Here is a 20,698-nt window from a genome sequence, read left to right on the forward strand (position 1 = left end):
CGCGCATGGTTTGCAAGCCTTCCATCTAGAAGTTCATGCCGTAGCTGATGCCCGCCCAGTAGTTGCGGCCGGGCTCCTTGGAGTCCGTGTAGACGCGGGCGTAGGAGGCGTCGAAGATGTTTTCGATGCCGGCATCGATCTGCAGTCCCTCGATCACCGTGCCGGTCGGTGCCCACGAGACATAGAGGTCGTGCACGTCGTATCCGTCGCGCTCGAGGTCCTCCTCATCTTCATTCACCTCATCGAAATCGGCGGCGGCGAACACGCGCCAGCCGACCATCGAATCGATCTCGGGCAGTTTCAGGGCCGCGTCGATGGTGAATTGCGTCGGCGTCAGGGTCAGCGAGCCGAGATAATCGCCTGTGTCGCGATCCTTGCCGTTGATGTCCGAGTAGCCGAAGGCGAAACGGACCCGCTCGTTCTCGTAGCTCGCCTCGACTTCCGAGCCCCAGAGCTTGGCGCGGGCGATGTTTTCTGCGAAGGTCGTGCCGTTGCAGTTCGGCGGGAAGCAGGCGGGCGGCCCGGGCTGGTCGACGCTGAGCGAAATGAAATCCTCGCCCTTGATCCAGAAATAGGAACCCTTGATCGCGAGGCGGTCGCCGCTCGCCAGCACGTCGCTGAAATCAAGGCCGCCACCAACCTCCACCGTCTCGGTGGTTTGGGGCCGCAGTTCTGGGTTGGCCACGAAGAAGTTGGTGCCAAAACCCGGAATCGTGAAGTGCACACCTTCGTTATACATCTCGTTGATCGTAGGCGCGCGGAACGCCTCGCCATAGCTGGCGAACAGCATTGACCAGTCCGTCGGCATGTAGCTCAGGCCCACGCGCGGCGAGACCGCGTCATCCTCGTTGCTGGCGGCGATGTCGCTGGAGGCGGAATAGTGATCGTAGCGCACGCCGCCCAGCAGCAGCACCTCACCGGGGACGAAACCGAACGGTTCCACCACGCGCAGCTCCGTCTGGAAGAAGCCGCCGATGAAGTCGGCCTCCGCGTCCGGCACGCCGTCGCGATCGCCGGAGGCAGATTCACCGTCCTGCTTGTCCTGGTAGCCTTCGGCGCCATAGGTGAAAGTAAGGCCCATGTCTTCCGACAGCGCCACGCGCGATGAGTTCTCCGCCCGAAAGCCGAGGGTATCGACGGCGCGCTCCAGCCTTTCGCCTTCGAGCCCGCTGCCGAGATCGTCGAGGCGCAACGCATCCACCTGGAAGTCCGTGTAGTAGAGCGTGAAATCCAGGCCCAGCAACTTGTCGTCGGGATTCGAATAGGAATAGGCAATGCGCGTCGTGTCGGCGCGCACGTTTTTCTCCGTCAGGTCGTCGCCGCCCAACCCCTGGCCGTTCAGCGGCTCCTCCGCCTCGTTGTCGAAGCGCATGAAGGACGCCTCGATCCGATGGAACTCGGCGAAGTCGACGCCGGCTTTGACCAGGCCGGCGACTATGTCATCCTCGCTGTCGAGTTCGTCGCCGTTGCCGAGCTCGATGTCTCCGGAATTCCGCTTGGTGACACTGCCCAGCAGGTCGATGCCCGCGCCGGGACGGCCATACAGCGTGACGGTTCCCCGCGGCTCGTCATTGACGCTCTGATAGCCGCCACCGACGCGGAAGCCCCAGGTCTGGTCCGGAGCCAGAAGGTCATCGGCGCTCTTGGTGCGGAAGGAGATGACACCACCGCTGCCGCCGCTGCCATAGAGCGCGGAGGCGGCACCGCGCAGCACCTCCACTTCGCCGATCAAGCTGGGATCGAGATAGAAGCGGCCTTCATGACCGGTGTCGATGTTCTGGCGCGCGCCGTCGATGTTGATGACCACATCCGGGCCGGAGAAGCCGCGGATGCTGGGATCTTCGCCGGTGCGCCGCGGGCCGCCAGTGAACTCGACGTTGGGCACCCGGTTCAGGAGGTCGTCCGGCGTCGACGCGTTGCGCAGGTCGGGACGATCAGTGTCGATCACCGTCACCATCCCGGGATACTCGAACACTTCGATCGGATTGCGGGTTGCGGTCACGGAAACCGGCGGCAACACCACGGATGGCGGCGCTTTCGCCATCTCGACCGCAGGCGCGGCCTCTTGCTCCTGCTGTCCGGTTTGCTTCGGCGCGCTCTCCTGCGCCAATGCAACAGTATTTGCCCCGGCGAATCCCAGCAGGATTGCCGCCACGCCAAGCTTGCTCAAAGCCATGCCACGTCCCCCGTTGGCCCATCGTTGAGGTTCCCTGGCTGGCTGGGTCGCTCGATGAGCGATCGTGTGGCTGGCTTGGGTCTATACCGGTCGTGCGCATCGAGCGCGGCACCCCTGCCGCGTCGCGCCGACTGGCTGTTCTTGCGCTACTTCGTGAGCACGAGCCCGCCGCGGCTGGTCCGCCGCAGACGGTAGAGATTGCCCTCATGCTCGATCACCGCCTCGCCCGCCGCACCCAGGAGGCGTGCGCTCAGGAGATGCGGGACTGTCGCAGAGTCGGACGCCGTCTTGACGGCGGCGTCAGGTTTCTGCGGCGCAGATTGCAGGTTGCTCATGTCTCGTCTTCACACGCTGTGGCAGCCCGTCGCGGCCGCCGGTCACGACTCTTAATGCAAATCATTCTCATTTGCAACCCGGTTCTCAGCGCGCGTCTTTCAGGTTGAAGACCGCAGGGACATTGAGCTCGATCGTTTCATGCGGAAGGTCTGCCGGCAGCGGCGGCAGCGGCTGGGCATCCTCGATCATCGCGAGTGCCGCTTCATCGAGCGTCTCCGAGCCGGACGATCGCACGAGCGAATAGCTCAGGACCTTGCCGGACCGGTCCATGCGGAAACGGATGAAGGCGGTACCCTCCACGCTTCGGCGCTGTGCGCTGCGCGGATATTTCTGGTGCTTCTGGAGATGCGCCTGGAGCATTCCCTGCCAGTTCGCCTCAGCCGCGGTGCGGCGTGCGATTTCGGCGGCCGAGGGCGCCGCCGGCGTCGGAGCGGCGGGAACCGGCTCGGCAGCCGCCGCGTCCTGCTGCGTTGCCTGCGGCGCAGGCTTCTGCACGACTGTCGGCTCGAGATCCGGTTCCGGCTTTGGCTTTGGCTTCTGGACGACTTCCTTCTTCGGCTTCTCTTTCGGCTTCTCTGGTTTCGGCTGCTCGACCTTCTTCTTCTCCGGCTCGGGCTTCGGCAGCTCGACCTCCGGTGCCGGGATATCCGGCGGCGTCAGCGGCAATTCCGGGATGGGCAGCAGCAATTGCGTGAGATCGACCGGCGGTTCCGGCTCGGGTTCGGGCACGGGCTCCGGCTCCTGCGGCGCCAGGGTCTGTGGCGCGGGCGGCGCAGCGGGTATCGGCGCCAGCTCCAGCATGATCGCCGCTGGCGGCGGAGTCGGCGGCTCGGTGGTCTCCCACACAATCATCCCGCCAAGAGCGGCGCCTGCATGCAGCAGCAGGATGGTGGCGAGCGCGACACTCCAGCGGGCAAGTCCCGCTTCCGGCCGCCAGTTATGGCCGGCTGCCAGCTGCATCGTCTTGCTCGGCCTGCAGTGCAGGCGGCGCGGATTCCAACCCGACCAGCGCGATCTTGAGATAGCCTGCCGCGCGCAGGAGGTTCATCACGTCCATCAGCGCGCCGTAATCCACCACCTTGTCCGCGCGCAGGAATATGCGCGCCTGCTTATCCTCCTTGGTCGCCTGATCCAAGGCAGCCGCGAGCGCCTCGCGTTTTACCGGATTGTCGCCGAGGCTGAGTTGCAGATCCTTCTGCACGCTGAGGAACAGCGGCTTGTCCGGCCGAGGCTGCGGCGCGGCGGTGGAGGCCGGCAGGTCGACCATGACGTCCACTGTCGACAGCGGCGCCGCCACCATGAAGATGATCAGCAGCACCAGCATGACGTCGATGAAGGGCGTGACGTTGATCTCGTGCGCCTCGGTGAAATCATCGTCGCTGTGCTGCAGCCGCGCCGCCATCGCCGCTACTCCGCAGCTTCGCGCATGTGATCGAGTGCCTGCAGCCGGCGGCGATCAAGATCGCGACTCACCAATTGCTGGATGCCCGCCGCTGCATCACCCAACAGCGTGCGGTAGGACGCGATGACGCGCGTGAAGTGGTTGTAGATCACGACCGCGGGGATCGCCGCGGCGAGGCCGATGGCGGTCGCCAGCAGTGCTTCCGCGATACCGGGGGCGACCACGGCAAGATTGGTGGTCTGCGCCTTCGAGATGCCGATGAAGCTGTTCATGATGCCCCAGACGGTGCCGAACAGGCCGACGAAGGGCGCCGTTGCACCGATGGTGGCGAGCAGGCCCGTGCCGCGCCCGGCCTGGCGCGCGGCGGCATGCAGGATGCGCTCGAACACGGACTCCATCCGCTCCTTGATGCCGGGCCCATCGAGCCCTGCCGACAAGCGCAGCTCGTGATCCGCGGCCTGCACCAGGGCAGCGGCGGCGCCGCGCTTGCCGGCGCTGGACGTAAGGGCGTCGCCGAGCGAGCCCGCCGCCTGCAACGCGCGCAGCATTAGCCGCGTGCGCCGCTTGGACGCAGCGAGTTCCAGGGTCTTCGCCAGCCACACGGTCCAGGTGATGACGGAAGCGATGGCCAGCCCGATCATGACCGCCTTCACCACCCAGTCGGCCTGCATAAACATGCCCCACGGCGACAGGTCGCGCGGCAGCAGCGCGGCATCGGAAGCCAAGGGATCGGCTGATGGGTCGGCGGGCGGATCCGCCAGGGGATCGGCCGTGCCGTCGACGTCGATCGGCTCTTGCCCGCCGGCGGTCGGCGCGCCGGTGGCCGGCGTTCCCGGCGCGGTAGGCTCGGCCGGCGCCTGGTTCACCGGCGCATCGGTCGACTGCGCCAGGGAGGTCTGCGGCACGGCAACGAGCATTGCCATCCATGCCGCACAGAGCGCCGCCCGCGCGCGCGAATAATTCGTTTTACGAGTGAGTGATCGAGGCATCGATTTCGGATCGCTTGCAGCTTGGCGTACATGGCCGCCCGCCACCAAAAGACCGCCGGCGGCACTGGCCATCGATCTCGTCTTTAGCCTAAATGCAAATGCCTCGCAATATCAAACGGCCGATCCGCCCAGCGCGGCCTGGAATGCGTCCCGCGGCACGATGGCGCCGTGGTGGGCGATTACAACGGACGCGCAGCGATGGCCGAGATTGGCTGCCTGGACGGGATCCTCGCCGCGCAGGGTCGCCGCCAGGAACCCGGCGTTGAAGGAGTCACCGGCGGCGGTGGCGTCGACCACCTTCCCATCCTTGATGGCCGGCACGTCGGTCTTGGTTCCGTCCACCGAGACCATGCAGCCGTCCTTGCCCTGCTTAATGACGACGGTGCGGGGCCCGAGGTCATGGATGAAGTCGCCAGCCTCTTCCGCATTGCGGATGTTGTTGAGGCCGGTCTCGTCCTCCAGGCTGGAGAGCACGAGGTCCGTCAGCGCCAGCTGATCGCGGATCTCGCGCCGCGCCACCTCCACCGACGGCCAGCCGCGCGGGCGATAATTGCTGTCGAACGCTACCTTGCCGCCCTTGGCGCGGAACTGGCGCACCAGCTCGAACAGCCGCTCGCGCCCCGCTTCGCCATAGAGCGACAGGCTGATGCCGCTGAGATAGAGCCAGTCGTAGTCCATCAGGGCGTTGCACAGATCGTTCGTGCGCTCATTGGCGAAGATCTCGCGCGCCGGCGCCTGCTGCCGCCAGTAGAAGAAGCGGCGCTCTCCCTTGTCATCCAGTTCGATCGTATAAAGACCCGGCAGCCGGCCGGCGATGCGCTGCACCCAGTCGGTGCCGACACCTTCTTTGCGCCAGTCCTCAATCATGCGCTCGCTATAGGGATCATCGCCCAGCGCCGTGACGTAATCGACGGAGACGCCGAGACGCGCGAGATAAACCGCCGTGTTCAGCGTGTCACCGCCGAAGCCAAGCCGGCGCAGATCCCGCTGCGAATCCGCGGCGGAGAGTTCGAGCATGCATTCGCCGATGGAAGCAACCTTCGTCATGGCAGCTCGTTCGCACGCGGTAGCGTGAACCACAGAAAATTTCCCCTTCTCCCGTTGCGGGAGAAGGATACGAAGCCTTGGCGAGGCGCAGCCGAGCCTAGGCGGAGTTGGATGAGGGGTGGCGCACCGACAGGTGCGCGCGCTCGCAAGGGCGCAAGGATGCAAAATCGTGCAGGAACAGCGCTCGCGCGCTGTGCGCCTGCGGCGCACCCCCTCACCCAGCTTCGGCTAAGCTCACTATGTTCGCTAAGCCTCCGCAGCCCTCTCCCGCGAGGGGAGAGGGGAAGGTTTTGCATGCCTGAACGCATATATAATCGCCTCGCCATCTCACCCGCCGCGCTGCGTGAGCGGGCGTTCGCCGCCGATCCGCGTGGTCATTTGCCGCGCCGCCTCGACCAGCGCCTGCTTGTAGCGTGCATGCTCCTGCAGGCCCTCCTCGCGCGGCGTCAGCAGGCACAAGGTGGCGACGCACTGCCGGCGCTCGTCATAGACCGCCGAGGCAAAACAATGCGTGAAGCGGCCTGCCGTTCCGTCGCAAGAGAAGAAGCCCTCGCGACGCGCCTCTGCCACTTCCTTGAGGAAGGTGCGTTCGCTGAGCCGCTTGCCGTCGGGCAGGATGAAATCGTCGGACGGGATCAGCTTCAGGATCTCCTTGTCATCGAGATGCGAGACCAGGACCCGGCCGGACGCGGTCCAGGGCAGCGACACTGGCTCGCCGACGTCTGAGCTGATCCGGAAGTGGCGCTCCCCCTCCTTCATCTGGGCGACGACATATTTGCGATTGTCGAGCACGCAGAGCTGCGCGGTCTGTCCGGTGACTTCCGACAGGTGGTCCAGGAAACCGGACGCAAGGCGCATCACATCGAAATGCGTGAGGTGTGACAGGCCGAACAGATAGAGCCGCCGCCCCAGGAAGACACGGCCCTCGGCATCGGCACGGTCCAGGATACCGCGGCTCAGCATCAGCCCGACCACGTCATAGATGGTGGATTTGGGCGCACCGATGGCGATGGCGATCTCGTTCGGCCGGAGCGGCTTTTTGGCCTGGTGCAGGCATTCGAGGATCTCGAAAGCGCGATCGATGCCGCGGGTCCGCCCGCCAGCATCCGCTTCCACAGGCTTGGCCGGTTCGACCTTCGCTGCTCTCCGCACCGCGACGGCTCGCCGTCCGGTCTGGGCCACTTTCTGTACCTGGGCCATTCCCGCCGATCCTCAAAATTTCGAGCTCTTCAGGAACTCCGCCAGCCTCTGGGATTTTGGCTTGCGGAACAGTTCCTCGGGCGGTCCTTCTTCTTCGATCCGGCCCTGGTTCATGAATACCACACGGTCGGAAACTTCGAAGGCGAATTTCATCTCATGGGTGACCAGCAGCATGGTCATGCCTTCATTGGCCAGGTCCTTGATGACGTTCAGCACCTCATTGACCAGCTCTGGATCCAGGGCGGAGGTCACCTCGTCGAACAGCATGACCTTGGGATTCATTGCGACGGCGCGAGCGATGGCGACCCGCTGCTGCTGGCCACCCGACAATTGGCCGGGATGGTGGTCGCACCGGTCGCTCATGCCCACTCTTGCCAGCCACTTTCCGGCGATCGCGTTCGCCTCCTCCGCCGGCATCTTCTTCACCTTCGTCAGGCCAAGCGTGACGTTGCGCAAGGCCGTCATGTGAGGAAACAGATTGAACTGCTGGAACACCATGCCGGTCATGGCGCGCTGGCGGGCGATCTCCGATTCCTTGCGCGCCTTGTGCCGCGGACCGGAATAGCCGATCTCCTCGCCATCGATCAGGATGCGGCCCTGATGGAACTCCTCCAGCATGTTGACGCAGCGGAGCAGCGTGGTCTTGCCCGAGCCGCTGGACCCGATGATCGAGACCACGTCGCCGGTCTCCAGCGAAAGGTCGACACCCTTCAGGACCTCAACGTCCTTGAATTTCTTGTGCAGGTTCTCGATCTGGAGGATCGGCTGTACCATTGAACTCGCTCTGTGCTAGCTGGGCAGCGCGACGCGGCGCTCGACCGCCTTGCCGGCCCGCTCGATCGCGTAGTCGATCAGAAAATAGATCAGGCCGGCAAAGAAATAGAATTCCAGGCTCATGAAATTGCGCGAGATGATCTGCCTGCTCACCAGCAACAACTCGGCCACACCGATGACCGACAGCAGGGTGGATGCTTTCACCATCTCGGTGGCGGTATTGATCCAGGCGGGCAGCGCCTGCCGCAGCGCCTGGGGCGCCAGCACGTAGACGAAGATTTGTGGGAAGGTGAGGCCGATCGCCTTGGCAGCCTCGGTCTGTCCGCGCGGCAGCGATTGCAGGGCGCCGCGCAGATTCTCGCCCACATGGGTGCTGCAGAACACCACGAGCGCGAACAGGCCGGCCTGGAACGCGGTCAGCTGGATGCCGATCTGCGACAGCAGGTAGAAACTCGCCAATACCAGCACGAACACCGGCGTGCCGCGCACGAAATCGACATAGATGCGGACAAGGAAGCGCGACACCCAGCCGCCATAGACCAGAACGAGCCCCACAAGTGTGCCGAGGATGGTGCCCAACACGATCGCGAGCATCGAGACCAGAACCGTGGTGCCAAAGCCGTCGAGGATGGCCCAGCGCGAGACCCAAAGCTCATAGAGGAAGGTGCCTGGCTCGACCATGTCAGCGCGAGATCGCCAGCCGCCGCTCGAAGAAGCGCAAGCCGGCAGCGATGAGGTAACAGGCGGCGACGTACATGAGGCTGGCGACCAGCCAGGTCTCGATGACGCGGAAGGTGTTCACGTTGATCTGGCGGGCATAGAAAGTGAGCTCGGGCACCGCGATGGCGGCGGCGAGCGAGGTGTCCTTGAACAGCGAGATGAAATTGTTGCCGAGCGCCGGAAACGCGTTGCGCAGCATGATCGGGATAGTGATCCAAATCTTGGCCTGCCATTCGGTGAGCCCGATCGCGAGCCCGGCTTCGCGCAGGCCACGCGGCAAGGCCAGCAACGCGCCACGGAACACTTCCGTCAGATACGCCCCGGCGTAGATCGAGAGGGTGACCGTGAAGGATTCGACCTTGCCCAGCCGGATGCCGAGGCGCGGCAGCACGAAGAAGCTGAACAGGATGAGCACCAGCAGCGGCGTGTTGCGGATCGCCGTGACATAGCAAGACGCAACACGCCGCCACAAAACGTGCTTGGAGTTCATGGCGAAGGCCGCCACCAGGCCGATCCAGCACCCGGCGAAGATGGAGACGATCGCCAGGCCCAGACCCAAACCCAGGCCGCTCAACAGCAGATCGAAATCCCGCCATACAGCGCCGAAGTTCAGGGTATAGCCCATGGGCAGCGGCCTTGCCGTGCGTAATCACTCCCTCTTACTGGTACTCGACCGGGAAGCCAATGGCCGGCGGTGGCAGATCGACGCCGAACCACTTCTTGAACGATGCTGAGTAGGTGCCGAACTCGACTCCAGTCATGGCCTCATGCAGGGTCGTATTGACGAAGTTGAGCCAATCCTGGTCGCCGCGCCTGACCGCGCAGGAATAGCTCTGCGGATTCCAGCCATAGCCTGCATCCAGATACCGGCCCGGCGTCGTCACGATCAGCCATTTCGCCGAGGATTGGTCGGTCGCCGCTGCGTCGGCGCGGCCGCTGTTCAGCGCCTCGTAGATCAGATCGACGCTGTCGTACTGATCGACCTTCGCTTCCGGCAAGGCGGCGTGCACCATGTCCTCGGCATAGACGTTCTGCAGCACCGAGACCGTCACGCCGCTGCCTGCCGCCTTCAGCTCATCATAGGTCTTGATCTTGCCGTTGGCGGAGACGAGCAGCGCCACACCCTCACGGTAATAGGGGATGGTGAAGTTGACCTGCTGAGCACGCTCTGCCGTGACCGTCATGAACTGGCAGGTGATGTCGACCTTGCCGGTGGTCACGTTCGGGATGCGCGCGTCGGAGGATTGGTCGACGAACTCGATCTTGGTGTCGTCGCCGAACAGCCCCTTGGCGACGATCTTGGCGATGTCGATGTCGAAGCCGACGAGATTTCCGCTCTCGTCCTTGAAGTGCCATGGCGCGTTGGTGCTGCCGGTACCGACGATCAGCTTCCCGCGCGCCAACACCTCGTCCAACTTGCCCTGCTCCTGGGCCAGCGCGGGTGCGGCCGAGACGGCCACCAATGCCGTGAGCCCGGCCAACGCATTGCGCAACATCTGTGACATTGGTTCTCCCTCCATCTCTAAAGCCCCGTCCATCTGTTCCAACCTGTTGGAATGAATTACGTGGGGATGGACAACTCGACTATCTTATGACAATGGAAGATGAGTCAAGCGGAGCGGATGCCTAGGCGATGCGCGCACGCGAGGGGAGCAGGTACGATGACCACCAAGTCCAAGAGCGGCACGAAAATCACGGTCGCAAAGAAGTCATTGAAGGTGCAGATCGGTGCGCCGAAGAGCGGCGCCGGCGGACAGGCATTGCCCTTCAGCCCCGCGATCCGTGCCGGCGATTTCGTCTATGTCTCCGGCCAGGTGGCGCATGACGAGAACGGCGAGCTCATCAATGGCGGCATCATCGCGCAAACCCGGCAGACCATCGAGAATCTGCGCCGCATCCTGGCGCAGGCCGGCTGCACACTGGATGACGTGATCAAGTGCAACGTCTGGCTGGCCGATGCGCGCGATTTCTGGAGCTTCAACAAGGTCTATGCCAGCTACTTCCCCGGCGTGCCGCCGGCGCGCTCGACTGTGCAGTCGCCGCTGATGATCGACGCCAAGATCGAGATCGATTGCGTCGCCTACAAGCCGCTCTGATCAGCGCAGGCGCATGTACTCGTAGGCGTCGCGGATCTCGTCATTGTAGAAGCCGCCCTTCGAGTCCGCTGCCATGAAGGCCTGGTACACCTCAGGTGGCACATCGAGATAGCGATAGGCGCGGCCGTTCGTCAGCTCGATATCGAGCTGCTGCTGCGCCGCGTGATACTGCACGGCCGCGATCGCGCTGGAATGCACCACTTCTATCCGCATGGCGGCTGAAACAGATAACATGCGGCCCGTCGTTTGGCCATTTGATGGAATCCTATCATCTAGTAGAATTCGAGCGGGGAACCCATCAAGCTAGACTGACCATATGGGGCAGCGGAAAACGACGATCCTGGACGTGGCGGCGGCGGCGCAGGTCTCCGTCGCGACCGTCGATCGTGTGCTGAACGGACGCGGCGGCGTGCGGCAGGAGCGGGCGCGGCGCGTGCTCGAATGGGCACGCAAGCTGAAGATCGACCGCGCACTGGATAATCTGCCGATGCGCTGGCTGCGCATCGCGATCCTGGTGCAGAACCCCAGCAATCCGTACCACGGCGCCCTCAAGACCGCGTTCCAGCACGCCCAGCGCGCCTACGAGGCACAGCGCGTCATGTGCCTGCTGCACTATTTCGACAGCCTGGAGCCCGCGGCGGTCGCCCGCGCCATTCATCGCGCCTCGGAGAAGGCCGACGGCCTGGTGATCCTAAGCTATGATCACCCGCGCATCAGCGCGGCCCTGAAGGCGACCAGCAAGCGCATTCCGATCGTGACCGTCGCCAGCGACCTGCCTGCCAGCGGTCGCATTGCCTATGTCGGCAGCGACAATCGCGTGGCCGGGCGGGTGGCCGGCGAATTGATGGGACGCTTCCTAGGTTCCCGGGGCGGGGAGATCCTGGTGGTCAGCGGTATGCACGATTTCATTGGCCACGAGGAGCGCGAGAGCGGCTTCCGCGGCGTGCTGCGCCGGCGCTTCCCGGCCTGCGAGGTGGTGGCGACGGTGGAGAGCCAGGAGCAGCAGGAGCGCACGGAAAGGCTGACGCGCGACGCGCTCAAGCGCTTTCCCAATCTGCGCGGCATCTACAACATCTCCGTCGGCAGCCGCGGCATCGCCTCTGCTCTGAAGGCGCTGGGTAAGGGCGGCGACGTCGTGCTGATTAGCCACGAATTGACCGACGTGCATCGCGAACTGCTGACCGACGGGCTCATGGACGCGGTGCTGGACCAGAATCCGCAGGTCGAGGCCTTGCGTGCCGTCCAGCTGCTGCTGCACTACAATCGCCGCGTTCCCGACGCCGAGGTACCGCTGGAAACGCCCGTGACGATCTATCTGCGCGAGAACCTGCCGCAGAGTTAGGTACAGGCGCGTCCCACTGGAGCTCCCCTTACCCTTATCGGAACAGAGCAATCGCATGTGACGAGCACGCTGATTTCCCCTCCCACACTTGGGGGAGGGAGAACGATGCTCGCTCGGCCAAATGCAATAGAGGGAAGCCGATTTATGTACTTCTATGCTGCCAGCTTCATCTTCGCGCCCGCGCAGAGCTGCGCCAGGTGCGCGCGGCCGAGGGCGGCGTAGCTGGCCGGGTGGGCGATGCGCGGGTCTTGCTCGGCTTCCTGCACCAGCCAGCCGCTGTATTTCGCCTTGGCAAGGATGTCGAACACGCCCTTGAAATCGACCAGCCCGTCGCCCGGCGCGGTGAAGATGCCGCACAGCACCGCTTCGGAGAAGCTGACATCGCGCTGCCGGCACGCCGCCAAGGCATAGCGCCTGATGTCCTTGCAATGCACGTGCTTGATGCGGCTGGCATATTTGCGCGCCACCGCGATCGGGTCGCCGCCCGCGAACGTCATGTGCCCGGTATCGAGCAGGAGGCCGACGGCATCGCCGCTGTTGTCCAGCAGGCGATCGACGTCTTGCGGGGATTCAATCACGGTGCCCATGTGGTGATGCACAGCCATCTGGATGCCCTGGTCTGACATATACGCGGCGACTTCGGTGAAGCGGCTGCCGAGGCGCTTCCACTCCGCGGCGCTCTTGATCACCGGTCGCCGGCTGATCGGCGCGCCGACCTGGTTGATGATCTCGCCGGTCGTCTCGGCGAACACCATCACCTTCGCACCCAGCCCGCGCAGCAGAGCGAGGTGATCCTTCATGGCCGCGATCTCAGTCTTGGCGTCGCGCTCCAGCAGGTTGGCGGAATACCATCCCGACACCAGCGCCAATCCATGACGCTTCAGGATCGGTCCAAGCGCCTTGGTGGAGCGCGGGAACTTGCGCCCGAGCTCCACGCCGGAAAAGCCTGCGGCCTTGGCCTCCGCAAGGCAGGTATCGAGGGAAATGAAATCGCCCAGCCACGGCATGCAATCGTTGGTCCAGCCGATCGGGTTGATGCCCAGCGTCACGCTCATGAAGGAACCTGCATTGCTATTGAAGCGTTGCCCCGTTGCGGCGCAGGGCTGCGAGCTCGGCCTCGAGGTCGACCAGATCCCTGCCGCCCGCCATCATCTCCACCACGCGCTCGCGTCGGATCTCGTCCTTGGCAAAGGTGCCGAGGGAGCGGCCGCGATTGAGCAGTGTGATGGTGTCCGCCACCGGAAAGGCGTGATGGACATTGTGGGTGATGAAGATGACGCCAAGGCCGCGGGCGCGCGCCTGCACGATCAGGCGCAGAACGACCGCGGCCTGATGCACGCCGAGCGCGGAGGTCGGCTCGTCGAGGATCAGGACCTTGGCGCCGAAATAGACGGCGCGGGCGATGGCGAGGCACTGCCGCTCGCCGCCGGAGAGCGTGCCGACCGGCTGGCCCGGGTCGCGGACGTCGATGCCCATGTGCGCCATCTCCTCGCGTGTCACGCGTTCGATCAGCGGCCAGTCCATGCGCTTGAACGGACCCCAGCCGACCACCGGCTCGCGCCCTGCGAAGAAGTTGCGCGCGACGCTCATTAGCGGGACCGTCGCCAGATCCTGGTAGACCGTGGCGATGCCGTGATCCAGCGCATCGCGCGGCGAGGCGAATTGCACGGGCCGATCCTGCAGTCGGATCTCGCCCGTAGTCGGCGCATGCACGCCGGACAGGATCTTGATCAAGGTCGACTTGCCGGCACCGTTGTCGCCCAACAGGCAGTGCACCTCGCCGGCACGAACGGCGAAGGAGACGCCGTTGAGCGCAATCACCGTGCCGAAATGCTTGCTGACGTCGCGCAGTTCGATCAAGGGTGCCATCAGCGCGCCTCCGACGCCTTCTTGCGGACGTAGTTGTTGAAGAGGACGGCCGCGAGCAGCATCGCGCCCATGAAGGCCTTGAACCAGTCGGTGTCGATGCCGGTAAAAAAGATGCCCATCTGTACGACTCCGAAGATGAGCGCGCCGAACATCGCGCCGATGGCCGAGCCATAGCCGCCGGTCAGCAGCGTGCCGCCGATCACCACCGCGATGATCGCTTCGAATTCCTTCTGCAGGCCGCGCGAGGTATCGGCGGAGCCGACGCTCAGCACCTGGATCGCGGCGAACAGCGTGGCGGCGCAGGCGGACATGATGAAGAGGCGGATCTTCACCTTCGCCACCGGCACGCCGACATTGCGCGCTGCATTGGCATCGCCACCGACGGTGAAGATCCAGTTGCCGAAGCGGGTCTGCAGCAGGATCCAGGTGGCGACGGCGGTGAGGCCGAGCCACCACAGGATCGAGACTGGAATGCCCTGCACCGTCGGCAAGCCGTCCGGGCGCTTGTCGATCAGGCCTTGATCAGCCAGCCAGACCAGGACGCTGCCCCCGAACTGGCCGGCAAACAGCGGCGCCAGCCAGTCGCCTTCGGTGAGCTCCTTGATACCCGGTATCTGCGTGCGCCCGGTGATGAGCCGCGTCAGGCCAAGCGTGATGCCGCGCAGGACGAACAACGTCGCCAAGGTGACGATGAAGGAAGGCAGGCCCGTCTTCACGACCAGCCAGCCATTGACATAGCCGACGATCACGGCCGCCGCGAACGCAAGGAGCACGCAGGTCCAGATCGGCCAGCCCAGCACCGTCGAGGGGATCGCGATGATGACGCCGGCAAAGGCAATCATGGATCCGAGGGAAAGATCGAACTCGCCGCCGATCATCAGCAAGCACACGGCGACGGCGAGGATGCCGAGCTGGGCCGAGACTTCCAGGAAGTTGACGGTGCCGCGCGCGCTGAACAGGCCACTGTCGCCTGCAAAGAGTGCGAAGAACAGCAGGACCAGCACGCACCCCGCGGCGGCGCCGAACTCCGGCCGACGCAGCACCTGGTGCACGAAGCCGATCTCGCGCACGCGCTCGTCACGCCGCTTTTGCTGGCTTTCTTCGCTAACCGCCATCAACGGCGCCCTCTCGTCTGCTTCATTAAAGCTGAAAAATCCGCTGGGGCCGACCTTGTGGAGGATGGCCGGCCCCAGCGGCTCGCGAGAGGAAAATCAACGCACGCCTTGCTTGGCGAGCTCGATGACCGAGCCCGCCTCCGCCTTGCCGACGAATCCCGGACCCGTCGGATAATCGGCGATCGGCGCCAGCTTGTAGCGCTTCATCAGGTCGAACGCGACCACGGGGACATAGCCCATCAGATATTGCTGGGCATCGATACCCCACTCCATCTTGCCGTCCATCACGGCCTTGAGGATGGTCGGCGACAGGTCGAAGGTTCCGGTCTTGATCGTGCCGGAGAGCCCCGCTTCCTCGATGGCGGCAAGCGCTGGGTCCGCGCCGGCCGAGCCGACGGTCAGCACGAACTGGGTGTCGGGATGGGCCGCCAGATGCGCGGCGATGCGGCCCTTCATCTCGGTCGGGTCCATCACGCCCTGCAGCACGGGCACTTCCGCACCAAGTCCATCGGCGAAGCCGCGGCAGCGATCATCGAGGCTGATGTTGCCGACCTCGTGATTGACGCACACCGCCTTGGAGGCGCCGAGCGCCTTCACCTTCTCGCCCGCCGCGACGCCGGCGTCATATTCCGACTGGCCCATGTAGAGCAGCGCGCCCAGCTTGCGTGAGAGCTCGGAGCCACCGGAATCGATCACGATGACCGGGATGCCCGACTTGACCGCGCTCTCGACCAGGGGGCCGATGGCGTTCTCGTCGGGAATCGAGACCACCAATCCGTCGGGCTTTGATGCGATTGCCGCATCGAGCAGCTTCTGCATCGCCGGCATGTCGAAGGTCTCGGGTGCGAGATACTCCGCCTTGACCTTCAGGGTCTCCGCCGCTTCGTCCATGCCCTTCTTGACCACGGACCAATATTGGTCCGCCGCCTGGCCATGGGTCACGAACACGACGCGCGTCTCGGCGTGCGCCAATGCCGGCGCGATCACGCAGGCTGCCGCCAGCATCATCAACTTACGGAGTATTTTCATCGTATCCTCCTGTCGGCTTGCTCAGTTGCCCCACAACGGCCGGCCTCACGCGAGGCCACGGCGCCGCTCGCTTGCAATTCAGTGGAGGATGTTGATTGAAGTGTGCCCTGCCGTCTGAAGGATCCGGCACCCGCGCCGCTGCGCCCGCCGATCCTGCCTCCCCCACCCGTTATTCTTATGCTCCCAGCCGGATCATGGTAGCCTGGCGCCCCAGGGCCGGAAGAGCGCAACTTGATGGGATTCCCTCAACCCCCGCCGGGCTGGTCAGCCGGCGTCGGCCAGCACCAGATCGGCGCCTTTCTCGCCGACCATGATGGCAGGCGCATTGGTGTTGCCGGAGGTGACGGTCGGAAAGATCGAGGCGTCGACCACGCGCAGGCGATCGAGCCCGTGGACCCGCAACCGAGGATCGACGACACACTGAGAGGGATCGGGTCCCATGCGGCAGGTGCTGACCGGATGGAACACGGAATAGCAGCGCGCGCGGATATCCGCGACGTGCTCCTCGTCGCTCTGAACGGATAGACCGGGCTTCAGTTCTTCCGCGATCAGCGCCTTCATGGTCGGTGTCGCGGCCAGCCGGCGCAGGAACCGCGCGCCCGCCAGCAGCTCTTCGACATCATGGTTGGTGGAAAGATAGTTTGGATGGATTGCTGGCGCCTCGCGCGGATCGGCTGAGCGGATCTGCAGATGGCCGCGGCTGCTGGGCCGGCAGGGCGAGACGCTCATGATGAAACCCGGGAACGGGTCCGTCCTGGTTAACGCCCTGACGCCGGGCAGCGCCTTCTCGTAGGTGAGCGGCGAGAAGTATAGCTGGATGTCTGGCCTGGCCGAATCCGGGTGCGCACGAAAGAACCCGCCGCCCTGATTCACGCTGAGCGCCAGCGGACCCTTTCGCATCAGCACATATCGCAGGCCAGCGAACAGCTTCCCCCACCAGGGATGGAAGGTGTTGTTGAGGCTCGGCAGCTTGGAGCGGTAGATGTGATCGAAGCAGAGGTGGTCCTGCAGGTTTCGGCCGACCGCTGGCGCGTGATGCAGCACATCGATACCGCAGGACCGCAGCACATCTTCAGGACCGACGCCCGACAGCTGCAGCAGTTGCGGCGAATTGATCGATCCGCCCGACAGGATCACTTCCCTCGCCGCTCGCGCCTCGTGCACTTGCCCGCGCTGCTCATACGCCACGCCGATGGCACGCTTGCCCTTGAACAGGATCCTGGTTGCGAGCGCTTCGGTCTCGACGCGCAGATTGGACCGCTTGCGTGCGGGCCAGAGATAGGCACGCGCGGCCGACATGCGGAACCCGTCGCGGGTGTTGATCTGATAGAACCCGACACCTTCGATCGTTCCGCCGTTGAGATCGGGGTTGTAGGCGAGCCCCGCTTCCTGCCCAGCCTTCACATAGAGCTTGGTCAGCGGATGCATCGCCTTGTCGATCACGCTAACATGCAGCGGGCCGCCGGCACCGTGATGCGCGCTGGCGCCTAGGTCGTGATCCTCCATGCGTTTGTAGAGCGCCAGCACGTCCTGCCAGTTCCAGCCGGGATTGCCCAAGGCGGCCCAATCGTCGAAATCGCCGGCCTGCCCGCGCGAATAGACCATGGCATTGATGGAGCTGGAGCCACCCAGCACCTTGCCGCGCGGGAAGTAATTCACGCGACCGCCGAGGCCGGGGATCGGCTCGCTTTGGTACATCCAGTTGACGGTCGGATCGTAGTAGGTCTTGCCGTAGCCGATCGGCACCTGGATCCAGAAACGCCGATCCGACGGCCCCGCCTCCAGCAGCAGCACGCGATGCCGCCCGCTCGCCGTGAGCCGGTTCGCCAGCACGCACCCCGCCGACCCCGCGCCGACGATGATGTAGTCATACTCGATCACCCTCAAATCCCCTGACAGAGTCGGTTGGCCGTTCGCGTTCCAGTCTCCGCTGGCTTACGCGCCGTAGCCGATGATGGCCTTCACTTCCAGGAAGTCGTGGATGCCCCAATCGGCATATTCGCGGCCGTTGCCGGACTGCTTGTAACCGCCGAAGGGCGCGAAGGTGTCCCAGGCGGGATAGTTGATCTTCACTTGGCCGGCGCGCAACTGCCGCGCGACATGGCGCGCATGCTCGATGTCCTTCGATTCCACGTTGGCGGAGAGGCCGTACGGCGTGTCATTGGCGATCTCGATCGCCTGCTCCTCGCTGTCATATGGCATGATCGAGAGGACTGGCCCGAAGATCTCCTCGCGCGCGATCGTCATCTCCGGACGCACATCGCCGAACACGGTCGGGCGCACGTAATAGCCGCGGTTCAATCCTTCCGGCCTTCCGGTGCCGCCAGTGACCAGCGTCGCGCCCTCCTTGATGCCGGACTCGATAAGCGCCTGGATCTTGTTGAACTGCACCTCGCTTACCACCGGGCCGAGGTTCGTGCCCTCCAATCGTGGGTCGCCGACCTTGTGCGCTTCCGCACTCCGCTTGGCGATGGCGAGCGCGTCGGCTTGCAGCTCGCGCGGCACCAGCATGCGCGTCGGTGAATTGCAGGACTGGCCGCTGTTGTTGAAGCAGCTCTGCACGCCCTTCGTGACCGACCAGGCGAGATCGGCGTCGCGCAGGATGATGTTGGGGGACTTGCCGCCCAATTCTTGGGCGACACGCTTCACGGTGTCGGCAGCTGCCTTGGCGACGAGGATGCCGGCGCGGGTCGAGCCGGTGAAGGACATCATGTCGATGCCGGGATGGGCCGACATGACGGAGCCGACCGACGGGCCGTCGCCATTGACCATGTTGTAGACGCCCGCCGGCACGCCGGCTTCATGCATCACTTCGGAGAAGATGATGCCGGTGATCGGCGCTACCTCGCTCGGCTTCAGGACCATGGTGCAGCCAGCCGCGATCGCCGGCGCGACCTTGCAGGCGATCTGGTTCAGCGGCCAGTTCCACGGCGTGATCAAGCCTACGACACCGATGCCTTCGCGCACGATGCGCGTGCTGCCACGGCCTTCCTCGAACTCGAATGCTTCCAGCGCCTTCAAGGTCGATTCCAGGTGCGCCAGTCCGGCGGCGGCTTGGCTGTCCCGCGCCATGGCGATCGGCGCGCCCATCTCGGCGGACACTGCCTGGGCAATATCCTCCATGCGCGCGCGATAGCAGGCGACGATGCGCTTCACGAGGGCCACGCGCTCGGCCTTGCTGGTCTGCGAATATTTCGGGAAGGCGGCCCTGGCGGCTGCGACCGCGCGGTCGACGTCCACCGCGGATCCGATGGAGATCGCGGTGAACGGCTCTTCCGTCGCGGGGTTGATGACGTCCAGCTTGCGCGGCGTCACCGGATCCACCCAGGCGCCGTTGATGTAGAACTTCAGGTGATTGGACATGATGCCTCTGCCGTTGGCTCGCCCTCTGCGGCGGAGATTAGCGAAACGCCGCGGAACGCGATAGCATGCCCGTCCAAGCCATCTTTCCTTTGTCTCATGGGTCCCCACCGTGAAAATCAAGAGCCTGGAAACCTTCAGCACGCCTTTCGTGGGCTTCGTGCGCGTAACGGCCGAAGACGGAATGCAGGGCTGGGGGCAAGTATCGCCCTACAATGCGGACATCACCTGCCAGGTGTTCCACCGGCAAGTGGCGCGCTGGGCGCTCGGCGCCGACGCCGATGACATCGCAGCCCTGACCGACTCAATTCCTGAGCGGGAGCATAAGTTTCCCGGCTCGTACCTGATGCGTGCCCTGTGCGGGCTCGATACCGCGCTGTGGGACCTGCGCGGCAAGCGCGCGGGGAAAAGCGTTTGCGAGCTGCTGGGCGGCAAGCCGAGGCCGTTCCCGGTCTATGCATCCAGCATGAAGCGCGGCGAGATCACGCCCAAGGACGAAGCGGCGCGCTTTGTCCGACTCAGGGACGAGCACGGCTACACCGCGTTCAAGTTCCGCATCGGCAAGGAATGCGGCCATGACGAGGATGAATGGCCGGGCCGCACTGATGAGATCGTTCCGCTGATCCGCAAGACGCTCGGCCCCTCCGCGCGCCTGCTGGTGGATGCGAACAGCGGCTACACGCCGAAGAAGGCGATCGAGATCGGCCGCTTCCTCGAGGATCACGGCATCTGCCATTTCGAGGAGCCGTGCCCCTATTGGGAGTATCACTGGACCAAGCAGGTGACCGACGCGCTCGATCTCGACGTCACCGGCGGCGAGCAGGATTGCGATCTCGCTCTGTGGCGCTTCGCGATCGAGATGCGCGCGGTCGATGTGCTACAGCCGGACGTCTGTTACCTCGGCGGCATCAATCGCACGCTGAAGGTCGTGGAGATGGCGAAATCCGCCGGCCTGCCCGTCACGCCGCATTCCGCCAACCAGTCGCTGGTGACGGTCTTCACACTGCATCTCATGGGCGCGATCGAGAATGCCGGCCCGTATGTGGAGTTCTCGATCGAGGGCGCCGACTACTACCCGTGGGACAGCGGCCTCTACGAGCCGGCGCTTATTGCGCGCGACGGCAAGGTGCAGATTCCGGACGGACCCGGCTGGGGCGTGGAGATCAGTCGCGACTGGCTGGACAAGGCGGCGTATCAGATCAGTAGTCTGTAGCGCGAAGCGTCTGCTCCGTCGCTGCAGGAT

Annotated in this window: 21 protein-coding genes; 3 read left to right on the forward strand and 18 right to left on the reverse strand. The window is 64.6% G+C overall.

Going from position 1 to position 20,698, the window contains the following annotated elements:
• Positions 1–25: 25 nt before the first annotated feature.
• The 11 genes from DTX69_RS04965 to DTX69_RS05015 form a co-directional block, all read right to left on the reverse strand.
• A complete protein-coding gene (locus tag DTX69_RS04965) occupies positions 26–2,176 on the reverse strand; it encodes a TonB-dependent receptor domain-containing protein (RefSeq protein WP_119300388.1) in 2,151 nt (716 codons plus the stop codon).
• A 146-nt stretch (positions 2,177–2,322) separates the two neighbouring features.
• Complete coding sequence (hemP, locus tag DTX69_RS04970; RefSeq protein ID WP_119300389.1) at positions 2,323–2,511, reverse strand: hemin uptake protein HemP; 189 nt, start codon at positions 2,509–2,511, stop codon at positions 2,323–2,325.
• Between the two features lie 85 nt (positions 2,512–2,596).
• A complete protein-coding gene (locus DTX69_RS04975; protein ID WP_119300390.1) occupies positions 2,597–3,472 on the reverse strand; it encodes an energy transducer TonB in 876 nt (291 codons plus the stop codon).
• The gene (gene exbD, locus DTX69_RS04980; protein ID WP_119300391.1) at positions 3,450–3,914 is read right to left on the reverse strand and encodes a TonB system transport protein ExbD; all 465 of its coding nucleotides are present in this window, start codon (positions 3,912–3,914) and stop codon (positions 3,450–3,452) included. The genes DTX69_RS04975 and exbD overlap by 23 nt, the downstream gene beginning before the upstream one ends.
• A gap of 5 nt (positions 3,915–3,919) precedes the next feature.
• Positions 3,920–4,837, reverse strand: coding sequence for a tonB-system energizer ExbB (gene exbB / locus DTX69_RS04985; protein WP_284735547.1), 918 nt, complete (start codon positions 4,835–4,837; stop codon positions 3,920–3,922).
• 177 nt (positions 4,838–5,014) lie between these two features.
• Positions 5,015–5,950, reverse strand: coding sequence for a sugar kinase (locus tag DTX69_RS04990; RefSeq protein ID WP_119300393.1), 936 nt, complete (start codon positions 5,948–5,950; stop codon positions 5,015–5,017).
• Positions 5,951–6,277: 327 nt separating this feature from the next.
• Complete coding sequence (locus tag DTX69_RS04995) at positions 6,278–7,150, reverse strand: IclR family transcriptional regulator (protein WP_119300394.1); 873 nt, start codon at positions 7,148–7,150, stop codon at positions 6,278–6,280.
• A gap of 12 nt (positions 7,151–7,162) precedes the next feature.
• Positions 7,163–7,924, reverse strand: coding sequence for an amino acid ABC transporter ATP-binding protein (locus DTX69_RS05000; protein WP_119300395.1), 762 nt, complete (start codon positions 7,922–7,924; stop codon positions 7,163–7,165).
• A gap of 15 nt (positions 7,925–7,939) precedes the next feature.
• On the reverse strand, positions 7,940–8,605 hold the full coding sequence (locus DTX69_RS05005) for an amino acid ABC transporter permease (RefSeq protein WP_119300396.1): 666 nt from the start codon (positions 8,603–8,605) through the stop codon (positions 7,940–7,942).
• A 1-nt stretch (position 8,606) separates the two neighbouring features.
• Positions 8,607–9,269 carry an amino acid ABC transporter permease gene (locus tag DTX69_RS05010; RefSeq protein ID WP_119300397.1) on the reverse strand — a complete coding sequence of 221 codons (663 nt, stop codon included), beginning with the start codon at positions 9,267–9,269 and terminating at the stop codon, positions 8,607–8,609.
• Between the two features lie 34 nt (positions 9,270–9,303).
• The gene (locus DTX69_RS05015) at positions 9,304–10,149 is read right to left on the reverse strand and encodes a transporter substrate-binding domain-containing protein (RefSeq protein ID WP_284735548.1); all 846 of its coding nucleotides are present in this window, start codon (positions 10,147–10,149) and stop codon (positions 9,304–9,306) included.
• 156 nt (positions 10,150–10,305) lie between these two features.
• Here DTX69_RS05015 and DTX69_RS05020 point away from each other — a divergent pair, with 156 nt between their 5' ends.
• The gene (locus DTX69_RS05020) at positions 10,306–10,740 is read left to right on the forward strand and encodes a RidA family protein (RefSeq protein WP_119300399.1); all 435 of its coding nucleotides are present in this window, start codon (positions 10,306–10,308) and stop codon (positions 10,738–10,740) included.
• Here the strand turns inward: DTX69_RS05020 and DTX69_RS05025 are convergent, their stop codons facing one another.
• A complete protein-coding gene (locus DTX69_RS05025) occupies positions 10,741–10,974 on the reverse strand; it encodes a KTSC domain-containing protein (RefSeq protein ID WP_284735549.1) in 234 nt (77 codons plus the stop codon).
• An 82-nt stretch (positions 10,975–11,056) separates the two neighbouring features.
• Between DTX69_RS05025 and DTX69_RS05030 the strand changes: the two genes are divergently transcribed.
• Positions 11,057–12,082 (forward strand): substrate-binding domain-containing protein, encoded by a 1,026-nt coding sequence (locus tag DTX69_RS05030; protein ID WP_119300400.1) that lies wholly within the window; start codon positions 11,057–11,059, stop codon positions 12,080–12,082.
• A 152-nt stretch (positions 12,083–12,234) separates the two neighbouring features.
• Here DTX69_RS05030 and iolE read toward each other — a convergent pair whose 3' ends face one another.
• The 6 genes from iolE to DTX69_RS05060 all read right to left on the reverse strand — a co-directional run bounded on the left by iolE (position 12,235) and on the right by DTX69_RS05060 (position 19,458).
• Complete coding sequence (gene iolE / locus DTX69_RS05035) at positions 12,235–13,137, reverse strand: myo-inosose-2 dehydratase (RefSeq protein WP_119300401.1); 903 nt, start codon at positions 13,135–13,137, stop codon at positions 12,235–12,237.
• Positions 13,138–13,153: 16 nt separating this feature from the next.
• Positions 13,154–13,951, reverse strand: a complete 798-nt coding sequence (locus DTX69_RS05040) for an ATP-binding cassette domain-containing protein (RefSeq protein ID WP_284735550.1) — start codon at positions 13,949–13,951, stop codon at positions 13,154–13,156.
• Positions 13,951–15,066: an ABC transporter permease gene (locus DTX69_RS05045; protein ID WP_119300402.1), complete on the reverse strand. Its 1,116-nt coding sequence runs from the start codon at positions 15,064–15,066 to the stop codon at positions 13,951–13,953. The genes DTX69_RS05040 and DTX69_RS05045 overlap by 1 nt, the downstream gene beginning before the upstream one ends.
• A 96-nt stretch (positions 15,067–15,162) precedes the next feature.
• A complete protein-coding gene (locus DTX69_RS05050) occupies positions 15,163–16,095 on the reverse strand; it encodes a rhizopine catabolism ABC transporter substrate-binding protein (RefSeq protein WP_119300403.1) in 933 nt (310 codons plus the stop codon).
• Positions 16,096–16,359: 264 nt separating this feature from the next.
• Positions 16,360–17,976 carry a GMC family oxidoreductase gene (locus DTX69_RS05055; RefSeq protein ID WP_119300404.1) on the reverse strand — a complete coding sequence of 539 codons (1,617 nt, stop codon included), beginning with the start codon at positions 17,974–17,976 and terminating at the stop codon, positions 16,360–16,362.
• Between the two features lie 54 nt (positions 17,977–18,030).
• Positions 18,031–19,458 carry an aldehyde dehydrogenase family protein gene (locus DTX69_RS05060; protein WP_119300405.1) on the reverse strand — a complete coding sequence of 476 codons (1,428 nt, stop codon included), beginning with the start codon at positions 19,456–19,458 and terminating at the stop codon, positions 18,031–18,033.
• A 109-nt stretch (positions 19,459–19,567) separates the two neighbouring features.
• Between DTX69_RS05060 and DTX69_RS05065 the strand changes: the two genes are divergently transcribed.
• Positions 19,568–20,668 carry a mandelate racemase/muconate lactonizing enzyme family protein gene (locus DTX69_RS05065; protein WP_119300406.1) on the forward strand — a complete coding sequence of 367 codons (1,101 nt, stop codon included), beginning with the start codon at positions 19,568–19,570 and terminating at the stop codon, positions 20,666–20,668.
• Positions 20,669–20,698: the final 30 nt, after the last annotated feature.

Origin of the sequence: Dongia deserti (assembly GCF_003574735.1) — a bacterium.
GTDB lineage: Bacteria > Pseudomonadota > Alphaproteobacteria > Dongiales > Dongiaceae > Dongia_A > Dongia_A deserti.

What these genes read in the sequence shown, in the direction of transcription:
- DTX69_RS04965 (WP_119300388.1), bottom strand. Translation starts at nt 2,176, where the DNA reads ATGGCTTTGAGCAAGCTTGGCGTGGCGGCAATCCTGCTGGGATTCGCC.
- hemP (WP_119300389.1), bottom strand. Translation starts at nt 2,511, where the DNA reads ATGAGCAACCTGCAATCTGCGCCGCAGAAACCTGACGCCGCCGTCAAG.
- DTX69_RS04975 (WP_119300390.1), bottom strand. Translation starts at nt 3,472, where the DNA reads ATGCAGCTGGCAGCCGGCCATAACTGGCGGCCGGAAGCGGGACTTGCC.
- exbD (WP_119300391.1), bottom strand. Translation starts at nt 3,914, where the DNA reads ATGGCGGCGCGGCTGCAGCACAGCGACGATGATTTCACCGAGGCGCAC.
- exbB (WP_284735547.1), bottom strand. Translation starts at nt 4,837, where the DNA reads ATGGCAATGCTCGTTGCCGTGCCGCAGACCTCCCTGGCGCAGTCGACC.
- DTX69_RS04990 (WP_119300393.1), bottom strand. Translation starts at nt 5,950, where the DNA reads ATGACGAAGGTTGCTTCCATCGGCGAATGCATGCTCGAACTCTCCGCC.
- DTX69_RS04995 (WP_119300394.1), bottom strand. Translation starts at nt 7,150, where the DNA reads ATGGCCCAGGTACAGAAAGTGGCCCAGACCGGACGGCGAGCCGTCGCG.
- DTX69_RS05000 (WP_119300395.1), bottom strand. Translation starts at nt 7,924, where the DNA reads ATGGTACAGCCGATCCTCCAGATCGAGAACCTGCACAAGAAATTCAAG.
- DTX69_RS05005 (WP_119300396.1), bottom strand. Translation starts at nt 8,605, where the DNA reads ATGGTCGAGCCAGGCACCTTCCTCTATGAGCTTTGGGTCTCGCGCTGG.
- DTX69_RS05010 (WP_119300397.1), bottom strand. Translation starts at nt 9,269, where the DNA reads ATGGGCTATACCCTGAACTTCGGCGCTGTATGGCGGGATTTCGATCTG.
- DTX69_RS05015 (WP_284735548.1), bottom strand. Translation starts at nt 10,149, where the DNA reads ATGTCACAGATGTTGCGCAATGCGTTGGCCGGGCTCACGGCATTGGTG.
- DTX69_RS05020 (WP_119300399.1), top strand. Translation starts at nt 10,306, where the DNA reads ATGACCACCAAGTCCAAGAGCGGCACGAAAATCACGGTCGCAAAGAAG.
- DTX69_RS05025 (WP_284735549.1), bottom strand. Translation starts at nt 10,974, where the DNA reads ATGTTATCTGTTTCAGCCGCCATGCGGATAGAAGTGGTGCATTCCAGC.
- DTX69_RS05030 (WP_119300400.1), top strand. Translation starts at nt 11,057, where the DNA reads ATGGGGCAGCGGAAAACGACGATCCTGGACGTGGCGGCGGCGGCGCAG.
- iolE (WP_119300401.1), bottom strand. Translation starts at nt 13,137, where the DNA reads ATGAGCGTGACGCTGGGCATCAACCCGATCGGCTGGACCAACGATTGC.
- DTX69_RS05040 (WP_284735550.1), bottom strand. Translation starts at nt 13,951, where the DNA reads ATGGCACCCTTGATCGAACTGCGCGACGTCAGCAAGCATTTCGGCACG.
- DTX69_RS05045 (WP_119300402.1), bottom strand. Translation starts at nt 15,066, where the DNA reads ATGGCGGTTAGCGAAGAAAGCCAGCAAAAGCGGCGTGACGAGCGCGTG.
- DTX69_RS05050 (WP_119300403.1), bottom strand. Translation starts at nt 16,095, where the DNA reads ATGAAAATACTCCGTAAGTTGATGATGCTGGCGGCAGCCTGCGTGATC.
- DTX69_RS05060 (WP_119300405.1), bottom strand. Translation starts at nt 19,458, where the DNA reads ATGTCCAATCACCTGAAGTTCTACATCAACGGCGCCTGGGTGGATCCG.